Raw genomic sequence first — 18,056 nt, forward strand, 5'->3', positions numbered from 1 at the left:
TGCACGCCGTGCATGTAGGCCACGCTTTTTGATGAAGAACGAAATCGATAGCAAGAGAGGTGCGACATGAATGCGATTAATCTTGCTCCTTCAGTTTCGACCATTGAAGCCGCTCCCAGCTTTGTGTTCACGTCGCCGCACCGAAGCATCAAAGCATTCGGCATCGCCGAGAGAATTTGTCTTTCGGCGTGCGGCGCGGCGCATTCGGATAGTTTCCTGCAGACGGCCGTGCAGGGCGCAATCAATCGGGCGCGGCAGGCCGGACAGGTGAATCCCATCGTTGCAGGCGCCATTCCTTTCGACATACGGCAGCCCTGCTCACTGTTCGTGCCAATGAGTTATACGGATTTCGCAAGAGGGTCGCTGATGGTCGAGGAGCGACGCTCGGAGCGGGCGCCCACCGTGCTCGGCATGCGTAGCCTCCCCGACAAGGACGCATTCAAAGACGCCGTCACGCGCGCGATCGCAAGCTTTCGCGCCGGTAAAATGTCGAAAGCGGTTCTATCCCGCATCCTCGAAATCGAACTCGCGCAACCGGTCGACGTCGCAGCGATCTTGAACGCCTTGGTGAAGCAAAATCCCAGCGGCTATCATTTCAAGGCGCCTTTGAGCGATGGGGCGATATTGCTTGGCGCAAGTCCTGAGCTCCTGATCCGAAAAGACGGCGCCGCCATTCGCTCCAATCCCTTGGCCGGATCGGCCAAACGCAGATCGGACCCGGAAGAGGATCGGCTGGCGAGCCGCAAGCTGTTGCAGTCGAACAAGGACAATTTCGAGCACAGGCTTGTTGTCGATGAAATACAGGAAGCGCTGGAGCCCGTATGCAAAGCTCTAACGACGCCCACTGAGCCGGCGCTCATGAACACGTCGACGATGTGGCATCTCTCGACATGGATCACCGGCGAGCTGACGAACCACCACACGTCCGCGCTTCAACTTGCCTGCCGTCTGCATCCGACGCCAGCGGTCTGCGGTTATCCAACCGCTGAGTCGCGGTCGTTGATTGGCGCTCTCGAGCCATTCGACCGCGGCGTTTTCAGCGGCGCCGTCGGATGGTGCGATTCGGAGGGTGATGGCGAGTGGGCGGTGGCGATAAGGTGCGGAACGGTTCACGATAAAGCCATTCGTCTCTTTGCCGGCGCCGGCATCGTCGAAGCTTCAGATCCGGAATCCGAATGGGCGGAAACTGAAGCCAAGCTAGGCACGATGCTGCGCGCCTTCGGAATAGAAACGGGGGAGCGCCCCGCATGCCGATAGAGTTCACGCCCTGGCCCGACGCCTTCGCTCGTAGATATCGCGACAAGGGTTATTGGCGCGGCGAGCCGCTGACGGAGATTTTGCAGCGCGCCTGCCATCGTCATCCTGGCGCGGTCGCGCTCATTTGCGGCGAGCGACATCTCACTTACGCTGAGTTGGACGCCCAGTCCTCGCGACTTGCGTCGAGCCTTGCACGGCGCGGAATCGCGCAAGGCGATACGGCGCTGGTGCAACTACCGAACATCGCCGAGTTTTACATCGTTTTTTTTGCGCTGCTCAAAATGGGCGTAGCGCCGGTCAATGCGCTGTTCAGTCACGACAGGCTGGAGATGACGGCCTATGCGCGGCAGCTTCAACCCAGGCTTCTCATCGCGTCCGCCGAACATCGTCTCTTCGCGGATGGCGTCTATGTCACAGGCTTGCGGAGTGTCGCGCCGACATTAAGCGTCGTGGCCATCCACGGACGAACTGAATATGCCGAAAATCTTCAGTTGCTGTGGGAATGTGATTTAGACGGCGCGGCGGATGAACCGCGCCCGTCCGCGCCCGATCAGGTGGCGTTTTTCCAATTGTCGGGCGGCAGCACCGGCGTTCCCAAGCTCATTCCACGCACCCATGACGATTATTTCTACAGCGTCTGGAGAAGTGCGGAAATCTGCGGTCTGACGGCTGAGAGCCGCTACCTGTGCGCGCTACCCGCGCCGCATAATTATCCGCTCAGTTCGCCCGGCGCGCTCGGCGTCTTTCACGTCGGCGGAACAGTGGTGATGGCGCGAAATCCGAGCGCGGATCTCTGCTTCGATCTCATTCGCCGTCACAAGGTCAATATCACAGCGATTGTGCCGACGGTTGCTTCGCTATGGCTCGACGCCGCCGCCAACGACTCTCGCGAAGCGCCGAATCTTACAGTGATGCAAGTCGGCGGCGCGCGACTCAGCGAGACGGTCGCCCGCCGAATTGTCACCGTCTTCGGCTGTCGGCTGCAGCAGGCTTTCGGCATGGCGGAGGGGCTCGTCAACTACACGCGTCTCGATGATGCGCCCGAGCGCATTTTCACGACTCAAGGGCGGCCGATGAGTCCCGATGACGAGCTGAGAGTCGTCGATGCAGATGGCGAAGAGGTCGCCGCAGGCGAAGTCGGAGAGCTGCTGACTCGCGGTCCCTACACGATTCGGGGGTACTATCGCTGTCCCGAATACAACGCCCGCGCTTTCGATGAAGATGGTTTCTATCGCACGGGTGATCTCGTCGTGATGACGGCGGACGGCGATGTGAAAGTCGTGGGCCGCAAGAAGGATCAGATTAACCGGGGCGGCGAGAAGATTCCTGCGGAAGAGATCGAGAATGTGCTGCTTCAGCACGAAGCTGTGGTCCACGCGGCTCTCATTTCCATGCCTGACGCCGTTATGGGGGAGAAAAGTTGCGCTTACATTGTCGCGAGCGACGCGGCGCTAAGACCGATCGCCTTGCGCAAGCACCTCCGCAGCCAGGGTGTCGCTGAATTCAAACTCCCTGACCGTTTCGAATTCGTCGATCAACTGCCGCTTACCGCCTTTGGGAAGGTCGACAAGCAAACGCTGCGCGACGACATCCAGGCAAAGCTCAACGTCTAAAAGCAAACAGGAATTGATCATGGCCATACAATCCCTTGCATCCTACGCAATGCCGGGCCCGGACTCCTTCCGAATAAACAAAGTCAATTGGAGTTTTGCGCCCGAGCGCGCGGCGCTGCTGATCCACGACATGCAAGACTATTTCGTCGGCTTCTATGGCGAGGAAAGTCCACTCGTCGATCAGCTCATCTCAAATATTCGAAGGCTGCGGGCCTTTTTCAGGGCCCACGGCGCCCCGGTGATTTATACGGCGCAACCGATTGAACAGAGCGATGAAGATCGCGGCTTGCTGAATGACATGTGGGGATCTGGTCTGAAGGCCCAACCGCACAGACGCAAAATCGTTGAGCCTCTATTGCCGGACGCCGGGGAGACAGTGCTGACGAAGTGGCGCTACAGCGCCTTCAAGCGCTCGTCCCTGGCCGAGATGATGAAGGACATGGGCAGAGATCAACTGGCGATCTGCGGCGTCTACGGCCACATCGGTTGTCTGACGACGGCGCTCGACGCCTTCATGCATGACATCAAGCCTTTCATGATCGCCGACGCTATCGGCGATTTCTCGCTCGACGATCATCTCATGACTTTGAATTATGTCGCCGGACGCTGCGGCATGGTGGTCGGCGTCGACGAATTGCTCGCCGCGCGAAACACGCATTCTGCGCCGCTGACCAGAGAAGACCTCAAGAAGCAGCTCTTGTCGGCGCTCGATGTCGAGGAGTCAGAATTCGACCCCGATGAAAACCTTATCGATTACGGCCTCGACTCGGTGCGAGTCATGATGCTGGTCACCGAATGGCGCAAGCTCGGCATAGATATTGGTTTTGACGAGTTGGCGAAAAAGCCGACCTTGAATGGCTGGTGGGACATCATCGATCGCCGGCTCGCCGCGGTCGTCTCCGCGTGACATCTCGGCGGTTGCGAATGAATTTTTCAGGAAAGCGGATCTGGGTTACGGGCGCCGGCCAGGGAATTGGCTATGAGACGGCCGCCCAATTCGCCGCGCTCGGCGCCGACGTTGTCGGGTTGGACAAGACGTTTGCGGCCTCGAGCTATCCTTTCGCGACAATGCGCCTCGACGTCAGCGCGCGCGATCAGGTACAAGAGACCTGCCGAGCCTTGCTGAAAGAGCGTCCGAGATTGGATGTGCTGGTCAGCGCCGCAGGCGTGCTGCGTCTTGGTTTGACGGAAGAGCTGAGCCTTGATGATTGGGCCGCGTGTATGAACGTCAACGCGTCCGGCCCCTTCCACCTGTTTCAGCAGACCATCCCGCAGTTCAAACGGCAGCGCTCGGGGGCGATCGTTAGCGTCGGCTCCAACGCCGCGCATACGCCGCGCATGCTGATGAGCGCCTATTGCGCCTCGAAGGCGGCGCTGACCAGTCTGACGCACTGCGTCGGCTTGGAGCTCGCGCCTTACGGCGTGAGGTGCAATCTCGTCTCCCCTGGCTCCACTGACACCGCCATGCAGCGTTCCATGTGGCGTTCGGCAGACGCAGAGAAGCAAGTGATCGCCGGAGACCTTGAATCGTTCAAACTGGGAATTCCGCTGGGAAAGATCGCCGCTCCGGAGGAGATCGCAAGCGCCGTCGTGTTTCTTGCGTCGGATCTCGCCAGCCACATCACGCTTCAGGATCTTGTCGTTGACGGCGGCGCGACGCTTGCAGCTTAACGGCTGATCGAAGCACGCCGCCGGGCTGCCGACATGCTTGCCGGACGTCCGTCCGCCGTCATGCCCGTCCCGCGGCCGAGGCAGGGCGGGCGCAGCACCGACATCTGCGCCTCGGGCGTTGGTCTTTTGGCTGGACCGCTTCGACAAGTTATAAATCACCAAGCGCGATTGCGACACTCAAGCTTCAGAGAGCCAGCCCCCGGGCGGAATGATGATCAAAATCAAACTATTACTGTCCGCGACCTTAGCCTGCTTGGCCATCGTTGCGTCCACGCCCGCATGCCCGGAAACCAGCCCCCCTCCGGCGAAAAAGATGCAGGTTGTGGTGTTGGAAAGTCCACCGTTCGTAATGAAGACTGACCAGGGATTTACTGGATTTGCGATCGACCTGTGGGAGGAGAGCGCCAAACGCATGGGGTTGGATTACGAATATCGGGAAGCATCCACTCTCCAAGAGCTTCTCGATTCAGTAACCACGGGAAAATCCGACGTTGCGGTCACCGAGTTGACGATAAACGCCGAGCGGATGGAGCGAATGGATTTTTCCCAGCCCTGGTTCGATGCGGGCTTGCAGATGATGATTCATCAAGCGCCCCCGGCTGGTTTCTGGAGTTTCTTCGAGCAGCTTGAGGAGAATGGCCATCTTAGAGTGTATCTTTGGATGGGGCTCGGCGTGATCGTCGCTTCTTTTCTCCTTACGGCGCTGGACAGGCGCCTGGACCCCGAGTTTCCGACGGAGTGGAAACAGGGCTTTTCCGAGAGTTTTTATCACGTCCTCTCGGTGCTGACGTCGGGGAAAACAAATCACAAGCTGGTATTCGGAAGCTACGGGACGATGATCGCTGCTATCTGGCTCGTCATGGGCGCGGGCGTTGTGGCGTACATAACGTCGTCGATCACCAGCGTCATGACTGTAAATTCTCTGGAACGGCGCATATGGGTCGCAGACAAAGGCAGGATCGAGGATCTAACGGATCTTAAAGGCAAGATTGTTGGCACGCTCAGCGGGAGCGTCGCGAACATGTATGTCGCGAAGGCGGGACTGTCCGGCCGAGGATTCAGCACCCTCGGCAATCTCGTCAATGCGCTAGCGGAAAATCGCGTGGATGCGATCGTCGGCGACCAGCCTTCTCTCGTTTATCACCTCCATCAGCATCCCGATTTACCCGTGATCGCCGTAGGTAAGGTCGTAAGACACGAAAAGTATGGGTTCGCCCTGAAGGCTGGGAGCCCAATCCGTCTGAAGCTGTCAAAACAGGTGATGCTCGCCTGGGAGACCGGCCTGATAGACCGTTTACGAAAAAAATATCTTGGCGGCTGAGCGCGCGCGAAACGCGTGGCGCAATTGCGAATTAAGAGATAGCGTGTCGCCGATAACTACAGGAGAACTTATGGCACAGTTTCGGATTTTGGTGACCGCGGCTACACTTGGTCTTGGTTTTGCTTTAGCGCCTACATCATCGAACGCCATGCCGGCAGCCTCGGTAAATGCTGCGGTTCAGGCTCCGATTGAGAAAGCTTATGGGGGATGTGGCGTTTACGGACACCGTGGCCCATATGGCGGTTGCCGGGCTGGCGGGCAGGCTACTGGGCGCTATCGCCGGTAAGTGATCTCTCTTCTTGAGCCAATGCAAAGCACCCCGAGGACTTAACTCCTCTAGGTGAAAAACTTGAGACCTGGTTGGCGAGTGTCAGACGGGCTCTCAAGAATCAATTCTAAGGGGCGCTGGCTGCTGCGCCCTTTAGCGCTTTGAGTTTTTTTGGGAGGGGGCCTTTGGCTGGCGCTCCATTTTTGGGAAGAGATTGCGCTGCGACTCAGCAGCCCTGGGACGCCTCAACTCCGTTGACGACCGCCTATAGTCTAGCGTGACATCGGATAAGCAGGTCGACGATCAGATAGACCCGTCGCCCAGAGTTCGGAGCCGCGGCATTCGCGGCGCAAGTAGAACAAGGCGCCTATCGACGCGGAGCCAATGTCCGCGTATCGAGGGCGGGTACGACCGCTTCGAGGATTTTCCGTGACATCAAATACAGATCAGCCGAATACGACCGAGCTCGCCGCCGAAATCGTGGCGGCCTTCGTCTCTCGCAATTCGCTTCCGGTGTCGGAGCTTCCCGCTCTGATCTTGTCCGTCGATGCGACGTTGCGCCGCCTCGCGACGGGCGCGCCGGCGACGCCGGCTTCGCCAGCCGAGCAACCCACGCCCGCCGTCTCCATCCGCAAGTCGGTTACGGCGGACCATCTGATTTGTCTGGATGACGGCAAGCGGTTCAAATCGCTCAAGCGGCATCTCGCGACGCTGGGGATGACTCCGGAGGAGTATCGCGCCAAATGGGGCCTGCCCGCCGACTATCCCATGGTCGCGGCGAACTATGCGGCGCGGCGCTCGGACCTGGCGAAGAGCATGGGGCTCGGTCAATCCCGCGACAAGGCTGCTCCGGCCAAGCGCGGGCGCAAGCCGAAGTCCAGCGCTTGAATTGGGGGAGGGGGTGGTGATCTGAGCGTGGTTTCGACATGCTTGTCATTGCCATCCCAAGCGCTCCTGATCGGTCTTATCCACCGAGGACTCCTATGAGACCGCTTCTTTCGTGCAGCGGCATTCGGCGCAGGGGTCTTTGCACCACGCCTCGCGAATCAGCTTTTTGGCTGCTTTGATCGCGAGGGCTGGGTCACCTCGATGTAAATCGAGTTTGAGATGGACGCGCAGGAAATCGGCCCAGCGAAACTCGGCGAAAGGCGCATGATCCTTCGGGCATCCGCAGTCCCGGCGCAGTCGGGCGATGAGGCTCCGGAATGGATCGTCCGCCAAGTCCTGGAGCGCGCGCGGCAACGCCGAAAGGGTCTGCGGCGCGCCGCTGGAGCAAATTAAGCCGCGTTTCCGTAGCGCCAAAAAGAACTGATTTGCTTCGAGATTGGACAGATCTTCGATCTGACGCACTGAAACCAGGTCGACTCGCTCCTGAAGAAGCGCGAGCGCCATGTGGTGACCGTCAATAAGGAAATATTGCGCGCCGGGCCCGTATGCCGCCGGAAAAGGGTGAGACGCGAGAAAGCCGAGTTTTTCTTCAGCCGCCAGGGCTCGCCACTTCGCGCGCTTGGCGCCGACCTCCTCATAGCCGACCGCCATCTGGGTCGGTCGCAGCTGTGCGAGCTTGACTGAAACAGTTTTCACGACCGCATCCATTCTCGGCAACCATTCTGACGCCGACTTTGACGTGCCTCGGCCGATCCGCGCAACCTTGAGAAGGATGGCGTCATCGACCGCTTTGACAGTCGTCTCACCATGACCATTTTACGCTCATGGATCTCCCGATTGGCGAACTATTCATCTTGGGTTTTCGTGACCCGCTCATCCCTGGCTGGCTGCAGGATTTTGCCCGTAACTTCGGCTTGGGCGGGGTCATTCTTTTCGACTATGACTGTACCGATCAGAAATACGAGCGGAACGTCTTTGGCCCGGCTCAGCTCCAGGAGCTTTGCGAGAATCTTCATGCTCTCCCCTCGCGCCCCCTCATTTTTATCGATCAGGAAGGCGGCAAGGTCCGCCGATTGAAGGAAGAGCGGGGCTTTATTCCGCTGCCCAGCGCCCGCCAGTTCGGGCGATCGACCGCTTCGGAACGACGGGACGCTTTACGCCCGTCCTATGCGCAGATGCGACAGATCGGAATCGATGTGAACCTGTCGCCGGTCGTCGACCTCGACATCAACCCCGATAGCCCGGATGTGGGGTCGGTCCAGCGCAGCTACTCGAGCGACCCGAAGGTTGTGGCGGCATGCGTGGAGGCGCTAGTGGAAGTCGCCGCTTCGGTGAATTTGAAACTTTGCTTGAAGCACTTTCCCGGAACCGGCGGCGCCAAGGTGAACCCCCATGACCACGTCATGGACCTTTCCGATTGCCTCACGGACGCGCAAGTCAGCGTGTTCAAGGAGCTGATCTCGCGCGTGCCGATGGTCCTGTTCAGTCACGGCATCGTCAACCAGTGGGAGAAAGACACGCCGGTCTGCCTCTCCGCCGTCGCGGTGAATAAAATGCGCGCTTGGGCGCCGGACGCCTGCATCCTGACCGACGATTTGCAAATGCAGGGCGTGCAAAAGCTGATGTCGACGGGCGAGGCCTGCGCGAAGGCGGTTCACGCCGGCGCGGATTTCATCCTTATCGGCAACAACATGAAAGACGAGCAGGACCAGGCGGCGGAATTCGCCCGTCAGCTGCTCTCGGCCTGCGCGCAGGATGCGTCCATGCGGGCTCACGCCGAGGCGTCCATCAAACGAGTACGGAAGCTCAAGTTTGGGTGAAGCAGGAGCGCGCCGAGCCCATAAAGTGCGCGCGATTAAACCCTACTCGTGCGTCGCATCTTCCCGAATATACGGCTGAGTCTCTCGAAGGTCCTCCGCCTTTGGCCGCTCGACCATCAAGCTCATGGCGCGCCGCAAATGACCCTCTGCCTGATCCAGCGCCGCCGCCGCCTTGGCGAGCCCGTAGCCCTGCAGCAACAGAAAGGCGAGCTTCACGCTCCCGCCGGCGCGCTGCAAGGCCTCTTGGATCTCCTCGTCGCCGCGGCCGGTCAGCCGCGACAGGATCTTTTCGCTGCGTCGGACCAGTTTCTTGTTCGAAGCCTGCACATCCACCATCAGGCCGTCGTAGACGCGCCCGAGAAGGATCATGACGAGAGACGAGAGCAGAATAAGCGTGATTCGCTGGGCTGTTCCCGCCTTCATCCGCGTCGAGCCGGCGATCGGTTCGGCGCCGGTTTCGAGGAAAATCGCATGATCGGCCTCCTGGAGAAGCGGCGTCCCGCGATTGTTCGCGACGCCGATTGTCAAGGAGCCTCTGTTTTTCGCCTCGCGCAAACAGGCGAGCGTAAAAGGCGTCGTGCCGCTTGCGGCCACCGCGATGGTCACATCGGACGCCCCAATCTCGTGCCGTTGAACGAGGTCGACCGCCTGGTGGTCCTGGTCTTCGGCGCCTTCAACAGGGTGGAGCAGGGCGGTCTGTCCGCCCGCCATGAGGAGCAGAAGTCGATCTTGCGGCCAGCCGAAGGTCGGCATGAGCTCCGCCCCGTCCTGAGCAGCCAAGCGGCCGGATGTCCCCGCGCCGACGTAAACGAGCCGTCCGGGCCCGCGCAGCCGGCGCTCAATCGCAAGCGCCGCCCGCTCAATCGCAGGGCGCGCGGCTCGAACGGCCGCGACGGCGGAAAATTGCCCTTCAATCATGGAATCCAGGATATCGGCTGGTTCCCAGACGTCGATCTTGGCATAGCGCGGACTTTGGCGTTCAGTCTCCGTCGGGCACATCGGCGCAATTCCAGGTGATAAGCCGCATATGGCCAAATGGCGGGAAGAGTTCAAGCGAAGCTTCCTGTGAGCCAGCTCATGACGTGGGCTCCCGGCGCGGGAGCTGCGCTGGAACTTGCTTTCCCGCGCGTCCGGCTCAATCTCTGTGCTGATGGCTTTGGCGGAAACCGAAAATAATGACCGTCCTCGACGCGCAGATGACTTCCGATATGCGAGAGGCTCCGGCGGCCGTGCGACGGCAGAGCGACGGGCTCGCCGAGGTTCTCCCAGTTCTCGCGGATCGGTTACGGCGCAAGCCGCCTCAAGTCGTCGTCACCTGCGCGCGCGGCAGTTCGGCGCACGCCGCGACCTTCGGCAAGCATCTCATCGAGCGATACCTCGGCGTCGTGGTGGCGCCCGCCGCGCCCAGCATCACGACGATCTATCATCAGCCTCTGCGCCTGGCTGACCAGCTCTTTCTCGCAATTTCACAGTCGGGCGAAAGCAGCGACATCATCGAACAGGCGGCTGCGGCGCGCGCTTGCGGCGCCGTGACCGCCTGCATCACAAATGACCCGGCGAGCGAGCTCGCTCGGGCCTGCGAATTCTTGTTGCCGATGGCGGCGGGCCCGGAATTGAGCATTCCCGCGACCAAGACCTTCATCGCATCGGTGGCGGCGCTTGCCCGACTGGTCGCCGTTTGGTCCGAGGACAAGGTGCTCGCGCGCGCGCTGACGGCATTGCCGGATCGCCTCGCCGCCGCCGGCGATCTCGATTGGAGTGGCGTTCTGGAGAAGATCGCAGGCGCGGAAAGCCTTGTCACGATCGGACGCGGTCCGACGCTCGCCATCGCGCGCGAGGCCGCGCTGAAACTGAAAGAAACCTCGGATCTCCACGCGGAATGCTTTTCGTCGGCCGAGTTCCTGCACGGCCCGGTCGCTCTGGTGGCGCCTGACTATCCCGTGCTCATGTTTGCGCCGACCGACGCCGCCGCCGCGGGCATGACGCAGCTCGCCGCGGATCTCAGGGCAAAGGGAGCCGCGGTCTTCATCACCTCATCGGAGGAGCAGACTCCGGACCGGCTTCCAGCATTGCCCGCTGAACATCCCGAAACCGACGCGATCTGTTTGATCCAGAGCTTCTACGCCATGGTCGTCCGCTTGGCCGCGATGCGCGGAAAGAACGCCGACCAACCCCGCCACCTGCGCAAGATCACGCGCACGCGATGAACGGCTGCTCTCGACGCGCGGTGGCCGCGGACGTCGTCTTTGACGGCGAAAAAAAGCATGACGACTTCGCCGTCGTGATCGAAGACACGCAAATCGCGGCGCTGACGCCGCGATCGGATCTTCCATCTTCGATTGAAGTTTACAACGTCCCTCGAGGCGCATGGCTCGCGCCGGGCTTTATCGACATTCAGGTCAACGGCGGAGGCGACGTCCTCTTCAACGCCGATCCGACGCCCGCCGCTTTGGCGAAGATTGCACAGGCGCATCGCAAATTCGGCGTGACGTCGCTTTTGCCGACGCTCATCACTGATAGCGATGAGGCGATGGCCGCGGCGCTTGGCGCCGTCAGCGCAATCATGCCGCGCGAGCCCGGCATTCTGGGGATTCATCTCGAGGGCCCTTTTTTGTCGCCGGAAAAGCCGGGCGTTCATCGGCGAGAGTTTATCCGCCGCCCACAAGACCATCATCGCCAAATGCTCGGCTCCTTTCGCGCCGGCGTATTGCTTGTGACGCTCGCGCCCGAGGAGGCGCCCGACGGCTTCATCGCGGAACTTGTCGCTGCTGGCGCGAAGGTCTCGCTCGGTCATTCGATGGCGACTTATGAGCAGACGCGCGCTGCGATGGCCGAGGGCCTGACGGGCTTCACGCATTTGTTCAACGCGATGCGTCCGCTTTCCGCCCGCGAGCCCGGGCCTGTCGCAGCTGCGCTCGAGTCGCCCGACGCCTCTTACGGGCTTATCGTCGACGGCGCGCACGTCGCGCCCGCCATGCTGGGATTGGCGATGCGCGGCCTCGGGCGGGCCATGCTGGTGAGCGACGCCATGCCGCCAGTCGGCGGGACAAAAGCAGAGTTCGACCTCTTTGGCGCGCTGATCGCTGTGCGCGATGGCAGTTGCCGGACGCAGGAGGGCGCGCTTGCAGGATCGTCGATCGAGATGGCGAGCGCGGTGCGCAATTGCGTGCGGCTTCTGGGACTGCCTCTGGAGCGCGCGCTGCGCTGCGCCTCTTTCCACCCTGCCGAGTTTCTAGGTCTCGAACGCTCGCTCGGCCGTATCGCGCCGGGATATCGCGCCGACATGGCGGCGTTCGACCCGAAGGATATTTCGGTCTCCGCTGCCTGGGTCGCCGGCGAAAGATCTGATTATTGTCCGGGGGCGTAGCTCGTGAGGAGAGTCATAAGCGCGACCGCCTCGCTCAAGCGAATCTTGCGCATTCACAAAAGTGCTTGCCGAACGAAGAACTCTATCGCAGACCTGTCTGACTTATCGATCCATTCGATTGGATCGAGTTCGCTGCGCTCTTAGGGAGAAACCGATGTCTGCCGATCAAAACTTCCCGTCGGAAAAAGTGGCGTCGGAACTCGTCGCGCCGCATGGTGTGCGGCCTCTCAATCAACGTGGCCGGGTGGAGCGTAGAGAGGTGCTGCGCGCTGGGGCCGCCGGAATCATCGGGACCATTTTCGGCGGCAGATCCGCCAATGCGACAGGGCTGTTCTCAGGCCTGATGGGCGACTCAGCGTCGGCGGCGGAGGCGACTGCGCCGCGTCTTGCGACGCTCGGCGACTACCTCTGGCTCACGCCGACGAAGCTCGGCGGCGGCGCTCAGGTGCAGGATCTTGCGACCGGCAAGACAATGGCCTGGATCGAATATTGGAATTACGGCGATAGCTGCCCCATCGCCCATCATCTCGCGGCCTTTCCTTCAGCCGACCCGCGCAAAGGCTTCGAGTTCGTAAACTCGACCCAGGGTGGGCAGAACGTTCTGATTTATGGCATCCCCACGCAGATCCGGGAACATGGAATGCTCGATCCTTTGTGGGGTCAAGGCAATCAGATTTATCGCGTCGGCTTCGACGGGCAGCAGATGAATTTGCTCGAGAACGTCGCCGAGACCACGGGGATCGGACTGGGCGTGCACACCGTGATTTTCCCGGATGCGTCTGGCTTCACGGTCGCGGACGGGCAAAAGGATGTGGTCGCTTTCTTCAATCGCGCGACCGGAAATCAGAAGACGACGGTGATCGACGCCTTCCGTTTCGACTGGCGTGGAAACGAGCCGGACGGCGTGCTCGAGGACAATTGGTTCAAGGGAGGAACCGTTCGCGTTTCCCGTCTCTTAAAGGCGCCTGACACCGGGCTCTATGATTATCGCGGCGTCAAGGGAAACAAGCTCGATTGGGAGATGGTGCCCATGGGCGAGTATCTCGCCTATTCGGGACAGCTTCCGGGCGACTCGGTGAAGACGCTGACCGGCGCCGATAATTGCGTCCACCATCCCATCCATCCGCTCTCGCTGGTGACGCTTCGCATGTTCGCCGTCGGCGTCGTCATCGACCGCACGACAATGGAGCCGGTTGCGTGCATCTCTTCCCCGGACGGCACGACCAAGGAAAGCATTCCGGTCAAGAAAATCGCCGACGGCATTTGGGACATCAAGCTGGATAATGTCGTGTCGTCGGGACACGAATGCGGTTTTGGGCCGCACGGCAAATGGTTCACCATGACGAACAACACCCGACAAAACAGCATGGGCGTGTTCGATTGTGCGGACCGCGATCCGCGCAACTGGAAGCGAGTCACCGAGTTCAAGGACTCGCACTGGGTCGGCTCGACGCCGAGCCCGTTCCACATCACCTATTCGATGGACGGCTCAAAGATGTTTGTCTCCGAGCTGCATCGCAAGCCGGCGAAAAGCGCCATCGTCGTCGTCGACACCAATACGTGGACGACAATCAAGCGCTTCGAGAATGTCGGCGTTGACCTGCAGACGATGCATGTCACCTATGACGGCAAATATGTGCTCGCGATCTTCAGCGGATTCCAGCGGCTCGAAGGAGGAACCTTCATCTTCACGCAGGATACGCTGGAGCCCGTTGGTTATATTCCGAACTTTGGCGGTCACCACGACTGCGTCATTGTTCCGCGGAACAACGAAGAACTGATCCACAGCCGCTGCACCACGGTCTGACGGGACCGGCGAACCCGCAAAGACGGTTCGCTTGCGCCCGGCGACGAGCGTCTCAAACGATTGCGGCTACTCAACGACGCGGCCTCGCCTCACACGCCAGGCCGCATCGACCTGCAGATAACGGTTCCACTCATGACGAAACGCCATCGCTCGCGCTTCCTGCTGGTGCGGCTCGGCGCTCAGAACGTCGGACGTCGGCTGCTGCGGAGTGTGTTGCTCGGCTTGGCGGTGACGATCGCCGTCGGGGTTGTGTTCTCCGGCTTCGTCACCGGCTGGTCGCTGCGGGAAGGAATCCTGACGACCTTTTCGCGAATGGGCGCCGATCTCCTTGTCGTGCCGCATGGCGCCCTGGTGAACATCACCAGCACGTTGCTCACGATACAGCCGACGGATCTCGATCTGGACGCCGCTCTGGGCGAGAAGCTCAGAGGCGTTCCCGGCGTGGCGAAGGTCGCCGCGCAGCGTCTCATCCGCGCGAGCGTCGAGGGGCGCGCGATCAATCTAATCGCCTATGATCAGGCGACCGATTTCACCGTCGAATCTTGGCTGCCCCCGGGGGAGAAACCCGTGGCCGCCACAGGAGGCCTGCTTGTTGGGGAGCGGGTCGCGCTGAAGACCGGCGAAGCCCTGACGATTTGCGGTCGGTCGCTGGTCGTGACGGGACGATTGGGTCGAACGGGCGTGGGTCCCTTTGACGAATCTTATTTCATCACCTTTTCCGCGCTCGACGAACTTGTCGCCGCCGCGATCCGGGCGCGCCCTGCGAACGCCCCTGTTCATCCGCCCGCGTCTTCGCCTTCAGAAGGTGCCGACGCGACGCATCATGATCACGCCGCAGGACGGGCCGAATGCCTTCCGCCAATCGCGCAGGATCGTGTCTCTGCATTTCTCCTGCAACTGTCGGCCGGCGCCTCGACGGAGCAAGCGCGTTTCGCCATTGGACAGATCCCGGCAATCAAAATCGTCACGGGCAATCCGATCTTCACCGCGGCGCGCCAATCGCTGGGCAGTCTCTTCTGGGGCGTGGCGATTTTTGCTGGCTTGCTGATGCTGGCGATATTCTTTCTCGTGTCGTTGTTGTTTTCCGCCATCGTCCAAGAGCGCTATCGCGAAATCGGCGTGCTGCGGGCCATGGGCGCACGGCCGGCGCAGATCATATCGATCACCCTGATCGAGGCGGGTCTCATCACAGGCATTGGCGGCCTGTTAGGCATCGGCGCGGGTTTCTCGCTGATCTTCGTTTTTGCCCGTTCTCTCGGCTTTTATTTCTCGTCTCTCGGCGTGCCCTTCGAGGCCCCGCCTGCCGGAGTCATATGGATCGCCGCGGGCGTCGCCGCGCTCTGCGGCGTCGCGATCGGCGTGGGAGGGGCTTTCGTCGCCGCTTGGCGGACACGGCGTCTCGAACCCTATGCGATGATTCAGATGGAAAGCGCACGATGATCCTTTCCGCCAAGGGTTTGCGGAAGCATTACGGCGGCGATCCTGGCGTGGACGCGGTGATCTCTGCCGATTTGATCGTTGGCGCAGGCGAGTTCGTTTCGATCGTCGGACGTTCCGGCTCTGGTAAATCGACGCTGCTCGCCATGGTCGGCGGGCTGACGGCGCCGACCGCGGGCGGGGTTCAACTGGCGGGGGACGAGATCTGGGATCTCCCCGAGGCGCAGCTTGCCGATGTCAGGCGGGAGCGCATCGGTTTCGTCTTTCAGTTCCAGAGCCTCCTTCCCAATCTTCGGGCCATCGACAATGTCGCCTTGCCGGCGCTACTCGGGAGGAACGTGACGCCAGAATACGCCTATGCGCGCGCGCAAGGCCTTCTTGCCCGCGTCGGCCTGAGCGATCGGATGACAAGCTTCCCAGGACAGATGTCCGGCGGCGAGCAGCGTCGCGTCGTCATCGCTCGGGCTTTGATCAATGAGCCGCAATTACTTCTTGGGGACGAACCGACAGGCGACCTCGACGAGGAGACGGAAGAAGAGATCTTCGCGCTGCTCGACAATTTGCGACGAGAAGAAAATTTCGCCATGGCGCTCGTCACGCATAACCATGCGCTGGCGCAACGCGCTGATCGCATGTTCGAGATGCGGCAAGGAATTCTCCTTCCGAGCGGCGAACCGCGCGCCTTCGTCGCTACGCCGATCCGGCGCGCCGAACCGACCGCGCAAAAAACGCCCGCGCCGGTCGGCGCCGATGCAGACGGCGCGCGCGATTTCGAAAAACTCGGCAAGACGCTGTGGGCGACAGCGGGACGCATCTTCGCCGCTGCAGCGCTGTTGTTCGTCATTGCGTCTGCGGCAAATTACGGCGTGGCGCGCTACCAACAGTATGGACTTGACGCCAGTCGGCAGCGACTCGCCGCGCTCGAAGAACTTGCGACCTCCACCCTGCAGAGCGACATCGCGTCGATTACGCAGCTCGGCGTCGGCCGTTACGAGGTGTCGATTTATCTCGAGAACACAAAAGCCGAACAACCGATTTACGTCATGTCGCCGAGCGTGCAGGGTTTCGTGCAGGTGGGAGCCGGCTGGCAGGAAGCGCCGCTCACGCCGATCGACGACGCGACCGCCGCCGTGCTGAAAGTCACAGGGCGGCAGCTCTACCGCTTCATCTTGGAGGCCCGCCTCGCGAAATTCACCGAATTATTGCCCCACTACATGCATGTGCGCTTCAGCAACAACATGCTTGTCAGTCCCGAGAGTACGCCCACCCATGAGTTATTTCAGCGCGTCGATAATTATTATGTCTATCTGAAACCGGACAATGTCGACGACGCTACGATCGCAAAGGATGTCCGATTTCCCGGGCCGCCTCCGCTCTGGATCTGGATGCCGCCGCACTGAAGTCGCGCCTTAGCGCCGCCGCTCCACTCTCTCCGTGAGGTTGGCGAACGCAATCGCAATCCTCGCTCTACGCGGTGGCGGCGGCGTCCAAAATCGCCGCTGCTTCGATAAGGTCGAAGTCGGGAATTCGCGCGTCCGTCAAAGGGTCTTCGCCTGACATCCATTGTTCGAGCGCATGTGGCGCGGAGAGCGCGCAATTAAGCGCTCTGTTGACTTCGTAGAGTCCCCACGCCAGTCCGGCGCGCCGCAGCGCCGCCATCAGGGCGTTCTGAACGAGGCTGCGGACAACGAGATGCGGCGTGGAGATCGGCGCTTCAACGGCTTCGCCTCTCACCGCCGCAAGGCATAACGCCTTGTCGAACGCCGCATGACCGCGGCAAGCAAGCGGCCGAATTTTATAGGCGAGGCATAATTCGCCTTCGATCAGCGGGCAGGCATGCTGGGCGGCCAGTCGCTGTTCTTCGGACAGCCCGCCAACGGCCTGATCGGCGTCGGCGATGCGCTTTCCGAGCATTATGCCGCGCTCCCGAAAGGCGGCGGCGTTGACGGAAATGAATCGCGCGAGCAGGAATATTTCCGGCGCCGTCGCGACGACGCGAAGGCGGCAACAGGCCGCGCATTCTCCCTGACAGGCGAGCGCTGGCGCGCCTGTCGCCTGAAGGGCGACGTTTTGCGTGAAGCTGTCAAAAGCTTGCGCGCAGAGCAGCGCGACCAGCTCCGGGCGCGCCCCGCGCGAGCCTATCGTCTCGCTGAAGGCGTTTGACGCGGCCTTGAAGAAGGCGGAAGGGCTGATATCTCCGCTCATCCGCTTTTCCCACCGCTAAGCCAGTAGAGACGATCGGCGCAGCGCTGGCTTTGCTCACGCCGACTTCGTTTGCGAGCTCCAACTCCTAGACCGCGATTACCTACCTGCGAAGCATCGTGCTGGTGAAGAACGTTGCGCGGATTGGCGGGTCGGAAGAGGAGCCTGAAACCGGAGAGGATCGTCGGCCTCCGGCGTCATTCGCGATTCTGCCCCGACATGCGGATGGGGGTAAGATGGTAGCGGAGGAGGGACTCGAACCCCCGACACAAGGATTATGATTCCTCTGCTCTAGCCGACTGAGCTACTCCGCCCCGAGCCGCTTAAGCGGTCTGGAAGAATTTGCGATATAGGTCGGCGTCCCCGCGCAAGTCAAGGCTGCGAATCCCGGCGCGTGGGGGGCTT

Annotated in this window: 16 protein-coding genes and 1 tRNA gene; 13 read left to right on the plus strand and 4 right to left on the minus strand. The window is 61.1% G+C overall.

All coding sequences use genetic code 11. From position 1 onward, the window contains the following. Positions 1-66 precede the first annotated feature (66 nt). From ACPS74_RS12445 to ACPS74_RS12475, 7 genes are all read left to right on the plus strand, one after another. Complete coding sequence (locus tag ACPS74_RS12445) at positions 67-1,257, plus strand: isochorismate synthase (RefSeq protein WP_029648399.1); 1,191 nt, start codon at positions 67-69, stop codon at positions 1,255-1,257. Continuing rightward, positions 1,248-2,870: a (2,3-dihydroxybenzoyl)adenylate synthase gene (locus ACPS74_RS12450; RefSeq protein WP_029648398.1), complete on the plus strand. Its 1,623-nt coding sequence runs from the start codon at positions 1,248-1,250 to the stop codon at positions 2,868-2,870. Before ACPS74_RS12445 ends, ACPS74_RS12450 begins: the two co-directional genes overlap by 10 nt. Positions 2,871-2,889: 19 nt before the next feature. After that, positions 2,890-3,777: an isochorismatase family protein gene (locus ACPS74_RS12455; RefSeq protein ID WP_029648397.1), complete on the plus strand. Its 888-nt coding sequence runs from the start codon at positions 2,890-2,892 to the stop codon at positions 3,775-3,777. A 17-nt stretch (positions 3,778-3,794) separates the two neighbouring features. After that, complete coding sequence (gene dhbA / locus ACPS74_RS12460; RefSeq protein ID WP_029648396.1) at positions 3,795-4,541, plus strand: 2,3-dihydro-2,3-dihydroxybenzoate dehydrogenase; 747 nt, start codon at positions 3,795-3,797, stop codon at positions 4,539-4,541. Positions 4,542-4,749: 208 nt separating this feature from the next. Then, positions 4,750-5,862 carry a transporter substrate-binding domain-containing protein gene (locus ACPS74_RS12465; RefSeq protein WP_029648395.1) on the plus strand — a complete coding sequence of 371 codons (1,113 nt, stop codon included), beginning with the start codon at positions 4,750-4,752 and terminating at the stop codon, positions 5,860-5,862. A gap of 148 nt (positions 5,863-6,010) precedes the next feature. Continuing rightward, on the plus strand, positions 6,011-6,148 hold the full coding sequence (locus tag ACPS74_RS12470; RefSeq protein WP_425338973.1) for a GCG_CRPN prefix-to-repeats domain-containing protein: 138 nt from the start codon (positions 6,011-6,013) through the stop codon (positions 6,146-6,148). Between the two features lie 411 nt (positions 6,149-6,559). Further along, positions 6,560-7,018 (plus strand): MucR family transcriptional regulator, encoded by a 459-nt coding sequence (locus tag ACPS74_RS12475; RefSeq protein ID WP_029648394.1) that lies wholly within the window; start codon positions 6,560-6,562, stop codon positions 7,016-7,018. A 93-nt stretch (positions 7,019-7,111) separates the two neighbouring features. Here the strand turns inward: ACPS74_RS12475 and ACPS74_RS12480 are convergent, their stop codons facing one another. Beyond that, positions 7,112-7,714, minus strand: coding sequence for a ParB-like protein (locus ACPS74_RS12480; protein ID WP_239755148.1), 603 nt, complete (start codon positions 7,712-7,714; stop codon positions 7,112-7,114). Positions 7,715-7,842: 128 nt separating this feature from the next. Here ACPS74_RS12480 and ACPS74_RS12485 point away from each other — a divergent pair, with 128 nt between their 5' ends. Continuing rightward, entirely contained in the window at positions 7,843-8,838 is a 996-nt protein-coding gene (locus ACPS74_RS12485; protein ID WP_029648392.1) for a glycoside hydrolase family 3 N-terminal domain-containing protein, read from the plus strand. 42 nt (positions 8,839-8,880) lie between these two features. Here ACPS74_RS12485 and ACPS74_RS12490 read toward each other — a convergent pair whose 3' ends face one another. Then, positions 8,881-9,837 carry an N-acetylmuramic acid 6-phosphate etherase gene (locus tag ACPS74_RS12490; RefSeq protein WP_036241263.1) on the minus strand — a complete coding sequence of 319 codons (957 nt, stop codon included), beginning with the start codon at positions 9,835-9,837 and terminating at the stop codon, positions 8,881-8,883. Between the two features lie 176 nt (positions 9,838-10,013). Here ACPS74_RS12490 and ACPS74_RS12495 point away from each other — a divergent pair, with 176 nt between their 5' ends. The 5 genes from ACPS74_RS12495 to ACPS74_RS12515 all read left to right on the plus strand — a co-directional run bounded on the left by ACPS74_RS12495 (position 10,014) and on the right by ACPS74_RS12515 (position 16,849). After that, positions 10,014-11,045 carry an SIS domain-containing protein gene (locus ACPS74_RS12495; protein ID WP_029648390.1) on the plus strand — a complete coding sequence of 344 codons (1,032 nt, stop codon included), beginning with the start codon at positions 10,014-10,016 and terminating at the stop codon, positions 11,043-11,045. Beyond that, a complete protein-coding gene (gene nagA / locus ACPS74_RS12500) occupies positions 11,042-12,205 on the plus strand; it encodes an N-acetylglucosamine-6-phosphate deacetylase (RefSeq protein ID WP_029648388.1) in 1,164 nt (387 codons plus the stop codon). Before ACPS74_RS12495 ends, nagA begins: the two co-directional genes overlap by 4 nt. Positions 12,206-12,359: 154 nt before the next feature. Further along, the gene (locus ACPS74_RS12505) at positions 12,360-14,012 is read left to right on the plus strand and encodes a hypothetical protein (protein WP_029648387.1); all 1,653 of its coding nucleotides are present in this window, start codon (positions 12,360-12,362) and stop codon (positions 14,010-14,012) included. A gap of 132 nt (positions 14,013-14,144) precedes the next feature. Next, a complete protein-coding gene (locus tag ACPS74_RS12510; protein ID WP_029648386.1) occupies positions 14,145-15,452 on the plus strand; it encodes an ABC transporter permease in 1,308 nt (435 codons plus the stop codon). Next, positions 15,449-16,849 carry an ABC transporter ATP-binding protein gene (locus ACPS74_RS12515; protein ID WP_029648385.1) on the plus strand — a complete coding sequence of 467 codons (1,401 nt, stop codon included), beginning with the start codon at positions 15,449-15,451 and terminating at the stop codon, positions 16,847-16,849. Before ACPS74_RS12510 ends, ACPS74_RS12515 begins: the two co-directional genes overlap by 4 nt. A gap of 67 nt (positions 16,850-16,916) precedes the next feature. On the opposite strand, the gene ACPS74_RS12520 is transcribed toward ACPS74_RS12515, so the two are convergent. Together ACPS74_RS12520 and ACPS74_RS12525 are read right to left on the minus strand one after the other, a co-directional pair. Next, positions 16,917-17,654 carry a YkgJ family cysteine cluster protein gene (locus tag ACPS74_RS12520; protein ID WP_029648384.1) on the minus strand — a complete coding sequence of 246 codons (738 nt, stop codon included), beginning with the start codon at positions 17,652-17,654 and terminating at the stop codon, positions 16,917-16,919. A gap of 234 nt (positions 17,655-17,888) precedes the next feature. Then, a tRNA-Met gene (locus tag ACPS74_RS12525) sits at positions 17,889-17,965 on the minus strand. Between the last annotated feature and the right edge of the window lie 91 nt (positions 17,966-18,056).

The organism is Methylocystis sp. SB2 (assembly GCF_049817085.1).
Taxonomy (GTDB): Bacteria; Pseudomonadota; Alphaproteobacteria; order Rhizobiales; family Beijerinckiaceae; genus Methylocystis; species Methylocystis rosea.